The 16,067-nt window shown below is 44.0% G+C and carries 15 protein-coding genes; 7 read left to right on the forward strand and 8 right to left on the reverse strand.

Features of this window, described 5'->3' with window-relative positions; all coding sequences use genetic code 11:
* Positions 1-91: 91 nt before the first annotated feature.
* Together MSMTP_RS08680 and MSMTP_RS19185 are read left to right on the forward strand one after the other, a co-directional pair.
* Positions 92-760, forward strand: coding sequence for an META domain-containing protein (locus tag MSMTP_RS08680; protein ID WP_048178664.1), 669 nt, complete (start codon positions 92-94; stop codon positions 758-760).
* A 370-nt stretch (positions 761-1,130) separates the two neighbouring features.
* Positions 1,131-2,072, forward strand: coding sequence for a hypothetical protein (locus MSMTP_RS19185; RefSeq protein ID WP_156153755.1), 942 nt, complete (start codon positions 1,131-1,133; stop codon positions 2,070-2,072).
* 177 nt (positions 2,073-2,249) lie between these two features.
* Here the strand turns inward: MSMTP_RS19185 and MSMTP_RS08690 are convergent, their stop codons facing one another.
* From MSMTP_RS08690 to MSMTP_RS19190, 3 genes are all read right to left on the reverse strand, one after another.
* Complete coding sequence (locus MSMTP_RS08690) at positions 2,250-2,777, reverse strand: winged helix-turn-helix transcriptional regulator (protein WP_048178665.1); 528 nt, start codon at positions 2,775-2,777, stop codon at positions 2,250-2,252.
* A gap of 274 nt (positions 2,778-3,051) precedes the next feature.
* The gene (locus MSMTP_RS08695) at positions 3,052-3,525 is read right to left on the reverse strand and encodes a hypothetical protein (protein ID WP_052718335.1); all 474 of its coding nucleotides are present in this window, start codon (positions 3,523-3,525) and stop codon (positions 3,052-3,054) included.
* A 204-nt stretch (positions 3,526-3,729) separates the two neighbouring features.
* Positions 3,730-3,897 (reverse strand): hypothetical protein, encoded by a 168-nt coding sequence (locus MSMTP_RS19190; RefSeq protein ID WP_156153756.1) that lies wholly within the window; start codon positions 3,895-3,897, stop codon positions 3,730-3,732.
* A 678-nt stretch (positions 3,898-4,575) separates the two neighbouring features.
* Here MSMTP_RS19190 and MSMTP_RS08700 point away from each other — a divergent pair.
* Entirely contained in the window at positions 4,576-5,028 is a 453-nt protein-coding gene (locus MSMTP_RS08700) for an META domain-containing protein (RefSeq protein ID WP_052718336.1), read from the forward strand.
* A 465-nt stretch (positions 5,029-5,493) separates the two neighbouring features.
* Here the strand turns inward: MSMTP_RS08700 and MSMTP_RS08705 are convergent, their stop codons facing one another.
* Positions 5,494-6,345: a methanogenesis marker 8 protein gene (locus tag MSMTP_RS08705; RefSeq protein WP_048178667.1), complete on the reverse strand. Its 852-nt coding sequence runs from the start codon at positions 6,343-6,345 to the stop codon at positions 5,494-5,496.
* A 229-nt stretch (positions 6,346-6,574) separates the two neighbouring features.
* On the opposite strand from MSMTP_RS08705, the gene MSMTP_RS08710 reads away from it, so the two are divergent.
* Positions 6,575-6,760: a hypothetical protein gene (locus MSMTP_RS08710; protein ID WP_048178668.1), complete on the forward strand. Its 186-nt coding sequence runs from the start codon at positions 6,575-6,577 to the stop codon at positions 6,758-6,760.
* A gap of 222 nt (positions 6,761-6,982) precedes the next feature.
* On the opposite strand, the gene MSMTP_RS08715 is transcribed toward MSMTP_RS08710, so the two are convergent.
* From MSMTP_RS08715 to MSMTP_RS17950, 3 genes are all read right to left on the reverse strand, one after another.
* On the reverse strand, positions 6,983-7,222 hold the full coding sequence (locus MSMTP_RS08715; RefSeq protein ID WP_048178669.1) for an MTH865 family protein: 240 nt from the start codon (positions 7,220-7,222) through the stop codon (positions 6,983-6,985).
* A gap of 503 nt (positions 7,223-7,725) precedes the next feature.
* The gene (locus MSMTP_RS08720) at positions 7,726-8,574 is read right to left on the reverse strand and encodes a methanogenesis marker 8 protein (RefSeq protein ID WP_048178670.1); all 849 of its coding nucleotides are present in this window, start codon (positions 8,572-8,574) and stop codon (positions 7,726-7,728) included.
* Positions 8,575-8,876: 302 nt separating this feature from the next.
* Positions 8,877-11,675, reverse strand: coding sequence for a tetratricopeptide repeat protein (locus tag MSMTP_RS17950; protein WP_052718337.1), 2,799 nt, complete (start codon positions 11,673-11,675; stop codon positions 8,877-8,879).
* A 750-nt stretch (positions 11,676-12,425) separates the two neighbouring features.
* On the opposite strand from MSMTP_RS17950, the gene MSMTP_RS08730 reads away from it, so the two are divergent.
* From MSMTP_RS08730 to MSMTP_RS08735, 3 genes are all read left to right on the forward strand, one after another.
* Positions 12,426-13,658 carry a hypothetical protein gene (locus MSMTP_RS08730; protein WP_255351027.1) on the forward strand — a complete coding sequence of 411 codons (1,233 nt, stop codon included), beginning with the start codon at positions 12,426-12,428 and terminating at the stop codon, positions 13,656-13,658.
* Between the two features lie 170 nt (positions 13,659-13,828).
* On the forward strand, positions 13,829-14,113 hold the full coding sequence (locus MSMTP_RS18500; RefSeq protein ID WP_156153757.1) for a hypothetical protein: 285 nt from the start codon (positions 13,829-13,831) through the stop codon (positions 14,111-14,113).
* Positions 14,114-14,283: 170 nt separating this feature from the next.
* On the forward strand, positions 14,284-14,559 hold the full coding sequence (locus tag MSMTP_RS08735; RefSeq protein WP_369799633.1) for a type I restriction-modification enzyme R subunit C-terminal domain-containing protein: 276 nt from the start codon (positions 14,284-14,286) through the stop codon (positions 14,557-14,559).
* Between the two features lie 155 nt (positions 14,560-14,714).
* Here MSMTP_RS08735 and MSMTP_RS08740 read toward each other — a convergent pair whose 3' ends face one another.
* Positions 14,715-15,941, reverse strand: a complete 1,227-nt coding sequence (locus MSMTP_RS08740) for a DEAD/DEAH box helicase (protein WP_231582975.1) — start codon at positions 15,939-15,941, stop codon at positions 14,715-14,717.
* Between the last annotated feature and the right edge of the window lie 126 nt (positions 15,942-16,067).

The following is a 16,067-nucleotide window of genomic DNA, read 5'->3' on the forward strand; positions in this document are numbered from 1 at the left end:
AGATTCGGACAACAGTACAGCAAAATTTTGCCCAATCAAAAGGATATTAAGTTAACGAGTTTCATACTATTATCCAGATGGGGGTATTGTTATGAAACTCAAAAATACATCCGTAGGTCTTGTTTTACTTCTTACCATCGGGCTTATGGCTGCGGCTGTTTTTTCGCTGGGCTGTGCAGAGCAGGAAGCCCCTGCCGAAACTATTCCTGAAGATGCCGATCAGGCAGCGGTTGAGGAAGAAGAGGTTGAGGAAGAAGAGGTTGAGCAGGTAGAGATAGAGCAAGAAGAAGCCGGAATGGAAGAACCTGAAATGGAAGAGCCTGGAATAGATGAGGCAGAGCAAGAAGGAAGCGAAAAAGAAGGGGACGAACAGGAAGAGGTTGAAGCAACTCTGGCTGAGGAAATTACTGACATCGAGTGGCAGTGGATCGAGCTTCAGGAGCCGGGGATCTCAGGCAAAACAGAAGTGTCGAACCCTGAGGACTACACTATTGTTTTTTCCAGGCATGGTACGTATTCCATCAAAGCCGACTGCAACCGTGGCGGAGGAAGCTATACGCTTGAAGGAAACTCTCTTACACTGGGGGCAGGCCCGATGACGCTTGCCGAATGCGGACCCTTATCATTGTATGATCAATATGTTACGCTGCTCTCCGACGTAAATTCAGTGGAAATGGAAAACGGCCAGCTCATCCTTTATTCCGGGAGTGAAGACAACAGGATGATCTTTACCAATGGGGGAGTGATTGAAGGGATCTGAAACTTAAGAATCCGGAGCCCGGGTGAAGTTCAATCTCATCTTCTGCTTTTTATTTTACTTTCTCTTTTTCATTTTTTTGCGATATCGGAAGGTCTCAGATGGCTTTGGGCAGCCACCGCCGTGAACCTTGCCAAAGCAGCCTGAATCCTTTTGAGGCTCGAAAAGCTTAAAAAAGCCTTCCAACCTTCATTTTAACTCCCACTATCAGTTTAATAAAATGTACCTGGAATTAATATCTTTATATACCAATAGTTTATAAAACATAATCGGGGAGTGTATTTATCGGGAAAGTAAGTTTACCGTTGTATATTTTCCCACACGTGTGCATATATGTGCACCCATTCTTATCTTAAACAATTGGGGGAAGGTTATGAAGAAACGGGGTATTCTTGTGGCTGCGTTACTCATTGCGGCAATGTTATTTGCTTCCGGTTGTGCTGAAGAACCTTCGGAAGAAGGTGTTGAGGAAGGAGTTGAGGAGGAAGTCCCTGAAGAAGGGGAAGAAGAAGAAGTGGTAGAAGAAGAAGTGGTAGAAGAAGAGGAAGTAGTAGAAGAGGAAGTAGTAGAAGAGGAAGTAGTAGAAGAGGAAGTAGTAGAAGAGGAAGTAGTAGAAGAGGAAGTAGTAGAAGAGGAAGTAGTAGAAGAGGAAGTCCCTGAAGAAGCCGTGGGAGTGGAAGGGGAATACAGCCCTGTCATAAACCCCGAGGACTTCGTCGAAGAAATTGATAACCCCTATTTTCCGCTGGTCCCGGGCACAACTTTCTTCTATGAAGGGGAAAGCGATGAAGGTGATCCTTTAAGAACCGAGATTTACGTCACTGATGAAACCAGGGATGTGATGGGAGTAACCACCATCGTTGTCAGGGAATCGGAATACGAGGACGATGAGCTGGAAGAAGAGACCTCTGACTGGTTCGCCCAGGATAAAGATGGGAATGTCTGGTACTTCGGTGAGGAGTCCAAAGAATACGATGAAGGTGAAGTCGTAAGCACCGCCGGTTCCTGGGAAGCCGGAGTAGACGGGGCCCAGCCAGGGATAATAATGCCGGGAGACCCACAGGTGGGAGATATTTACTACCAGGAGTTCTACCAGGGTGAAGCCGAAGACCAGGCTGAAGTTGTCTTTTTAAATGAATCGGTCACTGTTGCCTACGGCTCTTTCGAAGACTGCCTGAAGACAAGGGAATGGAACCCCCTTGAACCTGGCCAGGAAGAGAACAAGTACTATGCCTCAGGCGTCGGTCTGCTTCTTGAAGAGGAAGTTGAAGGTGGAGATGAAAGACTGGAACTTGTAGAAATTACCACTGAGTAACAGGATTTAACTTCGGAGAAAATCAATCCGGATAAGCCTCTGGAATCTGAGATTCAAACTCAGTTCCGAAGGAATTTTATTCGGCCTCTGTTTTTCAATTCTTATTTTTTATATCTTATAAGTTATATCGAATGATCAAGTTATCAAATGATCAAATAAGCTCACTTTTTCTTAAGCTCACTTTTTACTGTCCCCAAAATTCCACATTTCGATGAAGTTTTCAAGAAGCCTATCGGGAAAACAGTCTTTGTAGGATATAAGCAGCCTGGCAGTAAGGTCCGGGTCTACAATTTTGAGATTACATCTTTGCCCTGTTCTGTCCTTTTCAATGATACCGGACTTTACCATCTTATTGAGGTGCCATGAAACAGTTGAGGGGGAGAGCCCGACTGCGGTAGACAGTTCCTTATTGTTCGTGTCGGGGCTCTGGAGCAGGTTTATCAGGATATGCCTGCAGCCTTTCCTCCTTAAAAAATAGATCATTTCCCTCTCACGCTTTTCGGGAATCCTTTTATTTACGAAATATCGGACGTATTCCTCATCTTTAAAATGCGAAATCAGGTTATTCTTTTCGAGATAGTGAAGGTGGTACTGCAAGCTGCCCACTACCAGATCCAGCCGCCTTTCGAGCTCCCTTAGATGAATTCCCGGGGAATCTCTTATCAGTTCGTAAAGCTTTTTTCTTGGTTCAGGTTCAAATTCCATCTTCACCCTGATCTTTCGTTAACATGGTAAGTGAAAAGAATATCAACACAAGAAAATTGGATGCCTGTCCCGGATTTGAAAATAAACCTCATGTCCGGAAAGAACCCCATTATTATGTATTGTCTGGTTTTGTACATCAAAGCTACCCCCAGGTTATAAGAGGCAAATGGCCTATAATAAATGAACATTTTGTAAGAAGTATATTGCAGACTGTAGATTGTAAACAGTAACTTGCAAAAAATAAATTAGGAGGAACCGGTTTTATCCTCCCCTTTTATTCAGTAGTAATTTCCACGAGTTCCAGTCTCTCATCTCCTCCTTCCACTTCTTCTTCAAGAAGCAGACCGATGCCTGAGGCATAGTACTTGTTTTCCTCTTCGCCGGGTTCGAGCGTGGTAAATTCCCTTGTCTTCAAGCAGTTTTCAAAGGAACCATAGGCAACCGTGATCGTTTCACTCAATGAGAGCACTTCGGCCTGGTCTTCAGCCTCGCCCGGTGAAAATTCCTGGTAGTAAATGTCCCCGACTTTGGGGTTTCCCAACATTATGATTCCGGGCTTTGCGCCGTTTACTCCGGCTTCCCAGGAACCTTCGGTACTGACAGGCTCTCCGTCCTCATATTCGATGGAGTTTTCTCCGAAATACCAGACGTTTCCGGCTTCGTCCTGGGCGTACCAGTCAAAGGTTTCCTCAACCAGCTCCCCGTCTTCGTATTCAGTATCCTGGACAACGGTGGTGGTAACTCCCATTACCTCCTTGGTTTCGTTGGTAACAAAAACCTCATTCAGGATGGTCGTGCCTTCCTCCTCGCTTTCTCCTTCATAAACGAAAGTTGTACCCGGGACCAGCGGGAAGTAAGGATTGTCAACTCCTTCGACGAAGCTCTCAGGATTTATTTCAGGATCATATTCTTCGGTTACGTTATCGGATCCTGTATCTATTGGCTAGGAATCCTATCCTCCGTCAGTTACATTTTCAGATCCTGTTTCCGTTACGTTTTCAAATCCTGTTTCTGTTACATTTTCAAATCCTGTTTCCGATCCCGGAGCAAGCGCAACCACCGACCCGATAAGGATAAGTATTACACAAGATGCCATACTTTTTGTAAGTGTTTTTTTCAACCTTCAACCTCCAGAATTTTATTCCACTAATTTTTCCTATCTATGGTGTAGAAAAGTAGGGATTTTGGAGCCTCTGGTGCTTTGTCCCTCCTTAAAACTCAGTTTCGCATTTCATCTAAAATTATCAGGCTAAAATCAGAAATTTCCCCAATTATCTTTCTGATTATTCTTTCTGATTATTATGCTGTTGATGTATTGGATCCCCATGAGGTCTCGCAGCTTATAAGGCTCGATTTAATACCTCATCCTGATTTCCGTGAAAGTTCAGTCCCACTTTTCCCCTGTCATAATAGGGGGAATGAGTTTTAATAACGGTTCTGGTACATTACTCGAATATTATATTTTTTTAAATATTCTGCTGCCCTGTGATGTCTGATCCGGCTAATGATAATTTTCAACTTTTAACTTCCAAATCTTATTTATTATTTTTTGGCGGTTTTGGGGCTCTTGCGTGAACCTGGCCAGAACGACATGAATTCTTCTTCGAACAGGTCGTGAAGTGTTTTCTCCTTCCGATCCAAAAACAGAGTCGCATGACTGCAAATCAAATCGTAGCTTAAACAAAAGTTATATTGAAACAATGCTTTTCATTAGCTCGTCAATCCAAAGAGGTCTATGATGAATTTGAAAAACATGTCTATTTATCTTGTATTACTCCTCACTGTCGGAATTATAACCTTGAGTGCCTTTTCACCTGGCAGTACTGAGCAGGAAGAAACTCCACTTGAGCCTGCCGAAATCACCCCTTCTGAGCCTGAAATCATTTCGGTTGATGACATTACCAGCATCGAATGGCAGTGGACAGGACTTCTTGAAACCGATCCAGTCGCTCAATCAGTGGTCCCTGACCCTGAAAACTACACTCTTTCTCTCTTTCCGGACGGCACATATTCCATCAAAGCCGACTGCAACCGGGGCAGTGGAAGCTACACCCTGGAAGGAAACACCCTGACATTAGGGCCAGGCCCGATGACTCTTGCCGCATGCGGACCCGATTCATTGTATGACCAGTATGTAACGCTGCTGTTCAATGTGAAGTCAGTAGCAATGGAGAACGGTCAGCTTATCGTCTACTCCGGGGACAACGGTGACAAAATGTTCTTCAGCAATGGAGGACAGGTCGAAGAGTAAAGGCCTACCTGGAAATGATTTGAGAAGAGATTTTGAGAAAAGATCATTTTTAAATCTTTTTTTCTATTTTTTAGCTGTTTCAGGGCGCTTGCGTGCACTTCATCGAAACAACCATATTCTTCGTGAAAAATAGAATTTTTCCCGCCTTCTCTCTTCGATCCGAAACTTCAGAAAACCCCGCAGCCAGCTTCTCGAATTCGATCAGTTTGGTTTGTTGGCTGGGAGGCAGGCGAAGTGAGAAAAGATGCATTTACCGGCGGTGGTTTTAGCGATTTCGGTTTTAGTTTTTCCGGGATGACCGAAATGGTGTCTACTTTCGTTACTTGATTAGAGTCCAAAACACTCAAAAATTTGGGGTTCAGCTTTTCAATCCACAAAAAATCCTATAATTCATACCCTAAGCCTTGTTCCCCTTCAAAAATACACAAAAAGGGAAAATGAATGGAAAACGCTCCTAAACCCGCTTTAAACCAATCCCTTCGGCTGCTTCTCCCCCGGCACAACCGGCAGCTCCATAGTATTAATCAAAACCGGCCTTTCGATATCCTTTGCCCTCTCAATCACAAGCTCCTTTCCTTTCTGAGTGAGAGCGAAAAGCGGAATCGCAACTGCCACCTGGACAAGCGGCTTTGCAAGCTCCCTGATATGTTTGGAAGCGCAGCTTATTACGATATCCGAGTTTTCCAGAAGCTCCCTGGCTTCTTCCCGGCTGACCCCTGTTACATGGACTGCAATCACGATCAGGTCAAGCCCGAGTTCGGCTTCTATTTCCCTGCAGTTTTTGGCGGTTTTTGCGTCTGCTATAGTTACTGCGATCCTTTTGTACCCCATTTCAGCGGCTTTCCTTACCCCGCCTGCAGGGTCGATGGCTGCACCTGAGGGGTCGAGCACAGTCCCGCCGTTTTCCCGTATTCCTTTGATGGTTTTGGCAATGGGTTCGGTTTCGATCAGGCCGGACATCCTGCCTCCGATCCCCTGGACAAGGGGAGGGTTACCGGAGATCACGGTCCCTGCGCCGTCGCAGGCGGTTACGGTTGTTTCAAGGAAGCCTCGACGAAGGCCGCTCATCATTACTTCGGAGGCTCCGAAAGCCACATAGGTGTCAAGTTCGAGGAGCTGGCGTTTGTCGGTGAACAGTCCAAAGTCACTGATCCTGAATTCGATGTTTTTCCTGACTTCTTCGGCAGTAATCTTTCGGATTCCCCTCAGCTTGTCAAAGAGGGGGCACCATTCTACTTCCGGAGGCCCAACTTCTACGACCTTTCCGTCTTTTACGACTACCCTGGCTTTCCCCAATAATTCCATTATATGAGGCATAATAGACACACCTGTAGGTACTGAATAAAGTTGTATTTGTTCAAACTATATATATACATGACTATATATTGATATTTTTATCTAATATGTAGATCATTGCAATACATGTATATATATAGTATGAAGCCCATATATATAACAAGCAAAGAGTATAAGGTTTTTAGTGCTTTCTGTTTTTTGATCGACTGCAGACTACTGAAAAATGAATATATTATTCAAGGAGTGTTTTATGGAACTGATGGATTCTTCAATGACTGTTAGGCAAAAAAATTTAGTAATAAAGTCTCTCAGGTATATGGATAGACATAAAAAAATTAGTCAGTATTGCAATGAATGCGGGAAGAGCTGGCCTGAATTATCCTTTGATGAGGCAAGTAACTTAACCAAGATGCTTGATAAGATGTCCTGGCAGTAACTATTCTTAGCTTCTTCCTTTTAACTGTTTAACCTATTTTTCTGATCGATTTTTAAATTTGTTTTTTCAACATTTTTCAAATTTTTTTACCTATTTCCAAATTTTTCCCCTGGTTTCGAATTTGTTTTTGCTCCATACTGTTGCTTTAGACAGTGCTCCGGGTAATTAGTCGTGAACAATGAGGAGTGAACAGTTAAAAATTGAGATAAAAGAATGCAGGACTTAAAGCCCCGCCCTTCCGACTATTGTGTCTGCAACCTGTTTTGCATCCTTGAACGGGAAATCCGCTTCAGTGAGCAATTTGCCTGCTTCTCCCGCAGTAACTTCAATATCCCCGGCTTTGCATGTGGTGTCTGCTCCCGCAGGGAAAGCAGCAAGCAATTCTCCGGGTGTGTTTATGGGAAACTTTGCATCCTTAAGACCTGCAACGATCTGTCCGTGAATTTCATCTTTTACAGCCATTTCTTTTTCCTCTGGTTTTGCCTTTTACTTCAGTTTCCGGCCTGTTTGCTTCTTTGCAGCTTGATTTTCTCCGGAGAAATCATACCACAATCTCCTATTGGTTGGTTATTAATATATACTTAATCGGCATTGAAATGTAGTTAGTATATTTCAGTGCACTGCAAAGACTTTTAAAGTCATTTTAATACCTTTTCAGGGTTTTCCAGATTTACCGCTTGATGTTGAAACTATTTTTTTGTTGACAAAATGAAGTTAGAATCTGAAGAAATGAGTAAAGGTGGCTGGAAATAGAAAAGGGAAAAATGAAGGAAAAAAGAGGGAAAAATGAAGGAAAAATGAAGGAAAAAAGAGGGAAAAATGAAGGAAAAATGAAGGAAAAATGAAGGAAAAATTAGGGAAAATGGAGGAAAAAAAGGGAAATGAAGGAAAAGAAAATGAAAAATAAAGGAAAAAAGTAAAAAAGAAACAAAAAGAAAAAAAGTAACGACGGCCTTATTGCCGCCTTAAATCAGGTCCCTGGGCTGCTTGTGCTCCGGCAGCACCGGAAGAGCCATCGTATTGATCAGGAGCGGGGTTTTGATATCTTTTGCTCTTTCTATCACAAGCTCCTTCCCCTTCTGGGTAAGGGCAAAAAGCGGAACGGCAGTCCCTACCTGCGCGAGGGGCTTTACGAGGTCCCTGACGGGTTTTGAGGCGCAGCTGGTTGCGATGTCCGAGTTTTCAACAAGAGCCTGGGCTTCTTCCCTGTCAAGTCCGGTTACGTGTACGGCGATAACCACAAGGTCAAGCCCGAGTTCGGCTTCGAGTTCCCTGCATTTTTTAGCGGTATCGGCAAAGGCAACGGTTACTGCAATCTTCTTGTAGCCAAGCTCAGCTGCCTTTTTCACTCCTGCAACAGGGTCCATTACGGCAGTCGAGGGGTCGAGCACGATTCCGCCGCGTTCTTGGATACCGTTTATGATACCGTCGATTGGCTCGGTCTCGACAAGGCCGGACATCCTGCCTCCCATGCCCTGGACAAGGGTGGGGTTGTTGGAAATCACGGTCCCTGCGCCGTCGCAGGCGGTCACGGTTGTGTCAAGCAAGCCTCTGCTAAGCCCGGTCATCATGACTTCGGAGGCTCCGAACCCTACAAAGTCCTCAAGCTCCAGCTTGCGCTTGTCGGTGAACATCCCGAAGTCCTTTATCCTGAACTCCATGTTCTTCTTTGCTTCCTCGCCGGTGATCTTCTGGATCCCGCGAATCTTGGCAAAAAGGGGGCACCAATCGACTTCCGGCTCTCCGACTTCCACGACTTTCCCGTCTTTTACGACGACTCTTGTTTTTCCCAGTAACTCCATTATGTGAGGCATAGTTCCACCTTTAAAAGCTGAGCAAAAATATGATTGTTAAGAATTTTAAATCCGGTAAAAATTGCAGGTAAAGTTTGGGGTTGTTTACTTAATAGCTTATTGGTTTTGGGTTTGGCTTTGAAGCCTGAACAGAATGATCTGAAGCAGGAACCCGGATTTTCCCTGTAAATCCCTGGTTTTATTAGCGACCTTTTTTGTTCGCTTAACTAATAGCCGGGTTTCCAACCTGGTCTTTTCCCCGGCAGCAGCCCCCGTTTGCGAAGCAAACGGCTTTTCCCCTGAAATTGAAAAAAAGATAAAAATCAGTCGTTAGACCCTTCAAGTTCCTTCAATTTCTGCTCGCAAAAGCCAATTATCCTTGGATCTTCAATTGCCTTTCCTATAGCCAGGGATTGTTTCAAAAACTTAACCGCTTTTCTGGGCTCTCCCAGATGACTGTATGCGTTGCCCAGATTTCCGAGGTGATTTCCTTCTCCGCGCCTGTCGCCGATTTCTTTAGAAATTTTCAGTGCCTGTTCGTAATATTCAATTGCTTTTCTGGGCTCTCCCAGATGACTGTATGCTAAGCCCAGATTTCCGAGGTGATTTCCTTCTCCGCGCCTGTCGCCGATTTCTTTAGAAATTTTCAGTGCCTGTTCGTAATATTCAATTGCTTTTCTGGGCTCTCCCAGATGACTGTATGCGTTGCCCAGATTTCCGAGGTCTGCACCTTCTCCGCGCCTGTCGCCGATTTCTTTAGAAATTTTCAGTGCCTGTTCGTAATATTCAATTGCTTTTCTGGGCTCGCCCAGATGACTGTATGCTAAGCCCAGATTTCCGAGGCGATTTCCTTCTCCGCGCCTGTCGCCGATTTCTTTAGAAATTTTCAGTGCCTGTTCGTAATATTCAATTGCTTTTCTGGGCTCTCCCAGATGACTGTATGCTAAGCCCAGATTTCCAAGGTCTGCACCTTCTCCGCGCCTGTCGCCGATTTCTTTAGAAATTTTCAGTGCCTGTTCGTAATATTCAATTGCTTTTCTGGGCTCTCCCAGATCACTGTATGCTAAGCCCAGATTTCCGAGGCGATTTCCTTCTCCGCGCCTGTCGCCGATTTCTTTAGAAATTTTCAGTGCCTGTTCGTAATATTCAATTGCTTTTCTGGGCTCTCCCAGATGACTGTATGCTAAGCCCAGATTTCCAAGGTCTGCACCTTCTCCGCGCCTGTCGCCGATTTCTTTAGAAATTTTCAGTGCCTGTTCGTAATATTCAATTGCTTTTCTCACATTTCCTAGATTACTATATTCGAGACCGAGGTTCCCAAAAACAAAACTTTGAAATTCTTTCTTTAGTAGAATTTCTTCATTAAACGGATCAACCGGAAGCAACCGATTGTATAATTCAACAAGTGTAGTGTAATTTCCCCATATGTCCAGAAGTTGGTGCAGACCGGAGCGATAAATTATGATTGCAGCCAGGTCATATCCTCCCTCTTCGCAGGCATGGTGGTGGGCTTCGATTGCTGACTGGAGTTCTTCTTTCTTTCTGGGGTTCTCAGGGAGGGGAATGGAGAGGTAATACTTGCAGGCGATCGCATGGGCTTCATTCTTATTTTTCAGGTCATTGTAAGAAAATTCCTGCACAAGGGGGTGGAGCCAGTATTTTCCATTGTGGTCGGTTTCGAGGAGGGATTTATCGAGTAGAGTGTCAACGGAATCAATGGGGGTGTTGTCTGTAAACATTATTTTGATGGCTTCAGGAGGCTCGGGCTGACGGTAGACGGCGATGCGTTCCAGCAGCTCTTTTTCTTCATCCACCAGTTTGTAAAAGAGGAATCTTGCTTTTTTGATGCGGTCTTCCTGGTGTTTTTTGTAAAGATTAAGGTCTTTTAGTATATTCTCTGGTGTATGTTTCTTTGTGAGACCCACGAGCAGTTTCAATGAGAAAGGGTGTCCGTCCACGCTTTCGACCAGAGATTCCAGTATATCGAGTTCAATTTTGTCAAGACCGTTTTCTTTCAGGTAGTTAACGGCAAAATCTGTTTTCAGACCCTTTATCTCCTGCCGGTTTTCGTCTTCGAGTTCATCGATCAGGTATTCTCCATTGTCCAGCAGGGGCATAATCCGGCTGGTCAGGATTACCTTTGCCCTGTGGGTGTTGTCCCTGAGGGATGTGAAGAGCAGACCCAACCCTGGATCTATGAAATTCCGGTTTTCATTAATCATGTAGCTCAGGTCGTCAAAGACCAGCCAGAGGGAGTTTCTTTTTCTCAGTTCCTCTGTAAGTCTGTTTATATCGGGTTTTCCTGCCTGTCTTTTTCCTTTGAAGCTCAGTATCTCGGGGGCTTCCAGATAGGCTGCAAGAGCTTCAAGTACATCTTCAAGATTTGCATCTCTATTATGATGGAAGTCGAACCAGAATGGTTCTGGGACGCCTGTCGGCCTGAAGTCTATCAGAACCCTTGCAAGGGTAGTTTTCCCGACACCTGCGATACCGCTGAAAAGTAGAATTTTGTTTTCCTGAAGACGGTTGAGGGCATGAGAAAGTTCTTCTGCCCTGTTTTCGGTTACAAATTTCATTAGATTCTTGGAATAATCTGGCAGAGCGGAAGGGCTATAACTTCTTTGAACTTCTTGAATTAGTTCCTCTTGCCTCTTCCATTCCATATATTTCAGAACTTTGATCAGTTCTTCCCCTTGAACGCCTTCCAGATTAAGTATCAGGTTATTGTCTCCGAAAACAAGCTGCTTGACCAGGTCGATTTTGAGATTTATGTTTACGATGATTTCTATTTCTCTCGCAATCTCCGGGTTTTCCACCAGCAGTTTGAAGATTTCCTGCTGCAATTCTTCTTTTGCTTTCGGGTCTTCGGAATTTTTGGAAGCCTTTGTAAGCGCTTTTCCAAGGGATTCACTCATTTTCGGACTTATCTTTTCCAGCAGAGCTTTTGCCCTTTTCCCACTTTCGGAACCAAGCTTTTCAATAACTTTTTCGTAGGCCATGTCTTCAAGAACTTCTTTTCCTTTATCAGCTGCGGACTTTCCTGCAAGAGTAAGGAAAGGCAGGGCTGGCAGAAGAATATTAGTTGCCTGCTGGGCAATGGTTTCAAGGGGTAGCGGGACCATAAACTCCTCCAATTTCTTTTTTGATATTGGTGGCAGGTAAAATAAGTTTTGCCATTTAGTGGGTTAAGAAGTGGGTGATTCGGATTTTTTCGCGATAAAACTTAAAGGCTGGTGGAAATTCCAAGACCACTGCTTCTTTCCAGTCTTCAGGAAAAAGCCGTTCGCCTTCGGCGAACGTGGGTGGGCACGGATGTTAAAACTAAATGGTTGCTTTGGGTTTTAAAATATTAGTCCGCTTGAGTGAGCGTAGCGAGGGAAAAGGACCGCGTACTGCCGAGGCGCAATTCGGCTATTCAAGAAAAAGTAAGGCAAGGAAAAAGTTTCCTGAAATTTTTTAAGGACTATTAATAACTAAGAAATTAGTATTCTTTTTGTTTTATATAATTAATCGATATATTATATTTTACACTTACTGGTTGGCTAATTTAGATACGTTACGTCCAAAACTGATAAACTTGATGCTAAATTAGCTACGGGAGGATATGGTATATGAAAAAGTATGTACAGGTCATATTGCTTGGCTTTTTGTTCACGGTATTAACTGGAACTTGCCTTGCACAGAATGAAACAGAGGAAACGAAGGCTTTTCAAGAGGCTCTGGAACAGGACGGATTCACCGTACAGGAAGGTGAACTGGCTTACTTTGATCTAATCAGGTTATTGGAGGAAGGAGCATTACCTTCTGCGTATGGAAACAATCCCACCACAAAGTATCTGATATATTTTGTTCCACCGGCACCTAGTTATGAAGTGGAAGAACGAATTAAGCAAATAACCAGTACACTGGGCGTAAGCGAGAATGTAACTCCATTCTGGAACCTGGGTCCTGATGAAGCTGTTGTTTTTGTGGGAAGGACACCGCCGGAATGCAGGTACTTCAGCTACGACCATTACATAATACACAGGACAATTGATGATGAGAGGAGATGGATCTTTGCCAACGTGGAAGATACGGTAAACAACCTGGTTATCAATACCGAAGGGACTCCAAACGGGTCTTCCGGAGATCCTTTCAACCAGACCACGGTAATAATCATTACAGCCGACAAAGGCATTGACCAGCGCATCCGGGCTGCTGCCCAATCAGCAGGGTATTCGGATAATATAACCAACACTCAGGTTCTTCCTCCAGCCATTTTGAACCTGGGCCTGGAGAATGACTCCGATACATTTGCCGCATTTATCCGCCCGGCCCTATTCAATGACACGGAGGCTGGGGATGATTACATAAATAATACGCCTGCAACTATTTTCCGGATTACTTCCAACAACACTACTGAGCTTGACCCGTATGATTATCCGGAACTGAGGGTTCGCGGAACCGGGCAAACAGAATTCGACCTTGTGGATGATCTCGAAGAGCTAAGGATTGCGATTCTTGACAGATATAACCAATCCAATGCCACAGAGCTCCCGACCAGTCAGGGAGTTCCTATAGGGAGTGATGCTATCCAGAGAGGTATTAACGCCGTAGGTCCTGATAACGACGCTGCCTATCTCTGGTCAGCAAACCAGACTATCTCTTCGCCGACACCGCCTTTCTTTGACACCTCACAGTACTATCCTTTCCTGAGGGATCCGGCGATTACCCTGGGCAACAATACTGAAGAGTTCATAATTGTCTATGGGGTCAACCATGTAGCCACAGGAAAGGCGACATACTCGAACTTCTGCATATACGGAGCTGATGTGTGGAATGGTGTTAGAGCAATCACTGATGAGGATTTCAGTGGATCTGCCGAGGAGTACCTCCCTGACAATCCGAATGCGAAATACCTGTACGTCTACAAGCTCGCCAGGAACTGCACTGAAGAAGACCCATACTGCTACGAGGTGCCCTACGGCGTGGGAGCTCGCGGCATAGAGCTTGACCAGCCGCTCTTTGTTGCCTGGAGGGCCTATTTGGAGGAAACAACAAAAACCGGACCATCCTATTCAGAGATCGTGTACGACCGGGCTATAAAGTTCGATCCGAAGAGTTAAGGTAAAAGGAACCGGGATATTAAGGTAAATTCGAACTCTGCTTGATATGTGTTATCAAACACATATCTTCATTTTTTATATTTACAACGTCAGAGCTGTATTTTATTATAATTTTTAGACCTCGTGATCAGCCTCTAGGCGATAAACTCTATTTTCCAGAAAGGTTTCTAATGGTGCCGAAGAATGTTGATTTAAATTCCAAAACTGTTTCTTCTTCTATTGCTTCTTCTTCTTCTATTGCTTCTTCTTCTTCTATTGCTTCTTCTTCTTCTATTGCTTCTTCTTCTTCTATTGCTTCTTCTTTTCAGTCTTCAGGGAAAAGCCGTTCGCCTTCGGCGAACGTGGGTGGGTATGGGTGCTGGAACTCGGCGGTTGCTTTGGATTTTAAAATACTGGTCCGCTTGAGTGAGCGTAGCGAGCGAAACGGACCGCTTACTGTTGCGATTTCATCGTAACTAAAAGAAAAATCATAGATTTTTCTGATACCGAGGCGCAATTCGGCTGGCACGGGTGTTTAAACTGGATGGCTGCCCTGTTTCCTGAAAATAAGCAAATTTAACAGGAGCCCTGTTTCAAGGAAATAAAAATTCGATCTTCATTTTTTAACATCTATTCTCAGGTAGGCCTGGACCGGGGAGCTGCAAAAAAAGTGATGACCACTTTCCTATCAGGCAAGACCCTGAGCGCGAACCAGATAGAATTAATAAACCTGATTGTGAACCACCTTACAGAACATGGCGTGATGGATGCTGCACTACTTTACGAATCCCCATTCACCGACCTTACCCCACAGGGGCCGGACGGGCTCTTCGCATCGAGCCTTGTGGATGAGCTTATAGGGCACTGGCAAATCACGGCAACAGCAATGTCACCCTCATATCAGCAACAAAGCCTGGCATGAGGACTGTTTGATTTCCAAGTGATTAACATCGTAGTGGCGCACCCTGGCCGTCGTTCTTATTCTCATGCCTGGGTTTTTGCAGGAGCTGTCCATTGCTCCTGCCGATTCCAATTGATCAATGGTTAATTATAATGTAATGCACAGGCGAACGGTGTTCACTTGTTTCTGTGCCTGGTATATTGCTGACCTTTTCTGGAGGGGTTTTTCATTTTATTTACCGGCTTTGGCAATCTTCTTCCCGGTTTTTCAATTACAATTTTCTTTAGAGCAGGTAGTGCCTGTCCCTTAATATCTACATCATTGTCTTTCAGCACACTCATGAAATTAGCATGGTCATTTTTGGAAAGGATATTTATCGCTTTTCCTTCTGTTCCTGCTCGTGCAGTTCTTCCAATCCTGTGAATATACTGTTTACTCTCCTTGGGAATATCATAATTGTAAACATGGGAAACACCCTGTATATCAATTCCTCTTCCGGCTACATCTGTGCATACAAGGACACATATGTTCCCGGAATGGAATTCTTCCATTATGCGAGTTCGTTTGTTCTGTGTCAATCCGCCATGAATTGCCAGGGCATCGATACCTACTTTTCTCAGGTTTTTTGCGACTTTGTCAGTGTTTCTTTTTGTGTTGCAGAAAACCATCCCGAGGTTTGACTTCTCATTTTGTAGAAGGTGCACAAGCAGAGATAATTTCATATCATCCTGCACTTTATAAACAACCTGATTCAATTTTTGCGGGTCGATATAAGACTCTACTGATACTCGAACCGGGTTTTCCATGTGCTTGCGGGAAAGCTGGACAACATCTTTTGAAATGGTTGCAGAGAACAAAAGGGTCTGCCTGTTTTGAGGACATTTCTTGATGATTTTTTCTACATCCACTTTGAATCCCAGATCAAACATATGGTCTGCCTCATCAAGGACAAGTGTTTTCACATTATTGAATTTGATGGTATTTCTGCTGATATGATCGAGTAGCCTACCGGGTGTTCCAACAACAACCTCGGCATTCTTTAATTCTTTAATTTGTGGATTGATCCCTACACCGCCATAGATAGATGCGATTTTTAGCGGGTCGTATTTTGAGAATTTCCTGAAAGTATTTGCCACCTGCTCCGCCAGTTCTCTTGTAGGGGTCAGGATCAAAGCCTGAATTCCTTTTCCTTTTTCGGAATTTTGTAATATGCCAGAAGCAAATGAGAGTGTTTTTCCGGAACCTGTTGCGGATCCGGCTATAACATCTTCCCCAGCAAGTATTAGGGGAATTGATTTTTCCTGTATTGCTGTAGGGCTTTCAAAGCCATGTTCATTTATTGATTTCAAAACAGCATTACTGAGGCCTAGTTTTTTAAAATTATTCATAGTTAAACTTTCCATGATTTGTCTGAAAAAGCTACTTAATTGCTTTTTCATATTCGTATATTTAAGAGATATTAAAAACAATTAAGAGCTATAAGCACAACTTCAGAAAAGTTAAGATTAATTTACTGCTTAAAAGTTAAT

Origin of the sequence: Methanosarcina sp. MTP4 (assembly GCF_000970045.1) — an archaeon.
Taxonomy (GTDB): domain Archaea; phylum Halobacteriota; class Methanosarcinia; order Methanosarcinales; family Methanosarcinaceae; genus MTP4.

Excerpts from the sequence above, each read along its gene's own strand:
- MSMTP_RS08680 (WP_048178664.1), top strand. The coding sequence starts at position 92 with ATGAAACTCAAAAATACATCCGTAGGTCTTGTTTTACTTCTTACCATC.
- MSMTP_RS19185 (WP_156153755.1), top strand. The coding sequence starts at position 1,131 with ATGAAGAAACGGGGTATTCTTGTGGCTGCGTTACTCATTGCGGCAATG.
- MSMTP_RS08690 (WP_048178665.1), bottom strand. The coding sequence starts at position 2,777 with ATGGAATTTGAACCTGAACCAAGAAAAAAGCTTTACGAACTGATAAGA.
- MSMTP_RS08695 (WP_052718335.1), bottom strand. The coding sequence starts at position 3,525 with ATGGGAGTTACCACCACCGTTGTCCAGGATACTGAATACGAAGACGGG.
- MSMTP_RS08705 (WP_048178667.1), bottom strand. The coding sequence starts at position 6,345 with ATGCCTCATATAATGGAATTATTGGGGAAAGCCAGGGTAGTCGTAAAA.
- MSMTP_RS08710 (WP_048178668.1), top strand. The coding sequence starts at position 6,575 with ATGGAACTGATGGATTCTTCAATGACTGTTAGGCAAAAAAATTTAGTA.
- MSMTP_RS08715 (WP_048178669.1), bottom strand. The coding sequence starts at position 7,222 with ATGGCTGTAAAAGATGAAATTCACGGACAGATCGTTGCAGGTCTTAAG.
- MSMTP_RS08720 (WP_048178670.1), bottom strand. The coding sequence starts at position 8,574 with ATGCCTCACATAATGGAGTTACTGGGAAAAACAAGAGTCGTCGTAAAA.
- MSMTP_RS17950 (WP_052718337.1), bottom strand. The coding sequence starts at position 11,675 with ATGGTCCCGCTACCCCTTGAAACCATTGCCCAGCAGGCAACTAATATT.
- MSMTP_RS18500 (WP_156153757.1), top strand. The coding sequence starts at position 13,829 with ATGGTGCCGAAGAATGTTGATTTAAATTCCAAAACTGTTTCTTCTTCT.
- MSMTP_RS08740 (WP_231582975.1), bottom strand. The coding sequence starts at position 15,941 with ATGGAAAGTTTAACTATGAATAATTTTAAAAAACTAGGCCTCAGTAAT.